Origin of the sequence: Mammaliicoccus sp. B-M6 (genome assembly GCF_022386965.1) — a bacterium.
Taxonomy (GTDB): domain Bacteria; phylum Bacillota; class Bacilli; order Staphylococcales; family Staphylococcaceae; genus Mammaliicoccus; species Mammaliicoccus sciuri_A.
The window spans coordinates 1-1,968 of record NZ_JAJNHJ010000068.1 but is presented as its reverse complement, the minus strand read 5'-3'; the positions used below and the strand labels follow the sequence as shown (position 1 = coordinate 1,968).

1 protein-coding gene and 1 pseudogene are annotated in these 1,968 nt (G+C 25.1%); one reads left to right on the top strand and one right to left on the bottom strand.

Annotated elements, in window-relative coordinates; genetic code table 11:
- Positions 1-94 (bottom strand): annotated as a pseudogene (locus tag LQ693_RS13300) (IS6 family transposase); the annotation flags it as partial.
- A gap of 1,421 nt (positions 95-1,515) precedes the next feature.
- Here LQ693_RS13300 and LQ693_RS13295 point away from each other — a divergent pair.
- Positions 1,516-1,968 (top strand): serine hydrolase family protein (locus LQ693_RS13295; protein WP_239703266.1); only part of this gene is annotated, 453 nt, incomplete at its 3' end.

Below are 1,968 nucleotides of genomic sequence, written 5' to 3'. Positions count from 1 at the left end.
ATATATCACGATAACTCAATGCATATCTTAGATAGTAGCCAACGGCTACAGTGATAACATCCTTGTTAAATTGTTTATATCTGAAATAGTTTATACAGAAGACTCCTTTTTGTTAAAATTATACTATAAATTCAACTTTGCAACAGAACCGAAAAATGACTAACTATTACTTAATTAAAATAGATGATATGTTTAAGAATAACAAACATTATAAAGTAATTAATAAGTCGAAAGAACTTGATGAAATAATATATAATTTTGATTATTTAACTAAAAATATATAGTTTTGATTTTATGTTAAAAATTATATTGAGAGAAAATCTGAATATTGATATTTAAAAACCGCATCACTACCCGATAAGCAGAAGCATATCATAAGTGATGCGGTTTTTTCAGCCGCTTAGTAAAGGGATTTTGAACGTATCATACTGTATGAGGTTTTTAAAAAGAGTACTTATGTTTGCTTGAGAGCTATCATCGGTGATGCGATTTTTCGGCTTTTTGTAAAGGGATTCAGACCGTATCAGAACGTATGAGGCTTTTGAGAATTGCCGTTATATTTTATAAATTGTAAGGCCTTGTAGAGTAATTTTGGATAAATCATAATAAATATTTTGAAAGGTAAAGTTAGTTAATGAAGTGAAAAACAACATACATACTCTATTATCAATAAATAATTAATTGAAAATCTCATGCAATATTGATCGTTAAGTAGAAGATATTATTTATTATTTGGACTTCAAATTTTAATTGCTTGGTCTATTTATAATCAAATTAAATTTATAGTATATTACTTATAATAGTGAATTATAAATTGATGAAATAGATACAGAACAATTAGATAATTATGATATGTCTGATTTAAATCAAGAATCTATAGAAGGATATAGAAAACTTTTATTAAGGAATACTAATGATGAAAGATATGCGACTATGAACCAACTGGATCTAATGATAGAATTAGGAGCATACCGAAAAGATAGAAATTCGAAAGATAGGCAATAAAAATTTAAATGTATATAGTTTTAAAAAAAGTGATGATAAAATTAACAGATAATATTGGGAAGTCATTTAGTTTAAATGCTGATTTGACTAGACAGAATTAAGCAAATGATTTAAAAATGGTATTTCTTGAAGCGCTGATTAATACGTTAATGCTTGTATATTATGATACTAAGCAAAATATTAAAATAGTTAATTGTGAGGATTTTATTGAGTTTTATAAACTGGATAATATGAGATTAAATAAAGAAGTTTTTATTCATGAAGGACACTCAAAAGTTAGAATTAGTATATTATCGACATTTTTCAGAAGAATAGAGTACTCAGAAAAATCTAGTTTCGAATGGCCGAGGATATTATGATTTTTAATATATAAAATTTAACATATTATAAAACAATATTTGAAAATCTTAGTTTTCTAAAATAAAATTAATATATTAAAGGTCTAATTAGTAAGTTCAAAAAGTGATTATAGATTATTTCTATTAATTTATTTATGAAGGAGTAAAGTTTATGAATAATTATAAAGTCTTGGCTATTCGTCTAAATGACAAAAAAGTACTATATGAAAAAGGCGATAAAGACAAAAATGATTATGGATTGGGTAATGCTTTATTTTTAAATTATGTCTTAGATTTACTGAAATATAAAAAGATTAAGCTACAAGCAAGTGTGAAAATTAGTGAATATATTTCTAAAATTTCTATAAAAGATAAAGTATTTTTGGAAAAAGGGAAAGAAGTTACGATATATAAGTTATTACAATTAGTAATTAACCTTAATTGTAATGCAGCTGTTTTAGCTATCGCAGAATATCTAGATCCTACTAGAAATAATCCTTCTATTAAAGTGAAAATGAAGCGAGATGAGTACGGTTTAGAAAAGCAGGTTGCTATAAATATTAGTGGTAGAAAGATGAAAAATAAGCCTCAATCTTATACGATAAAAGATCTTTTGAAGATTGGA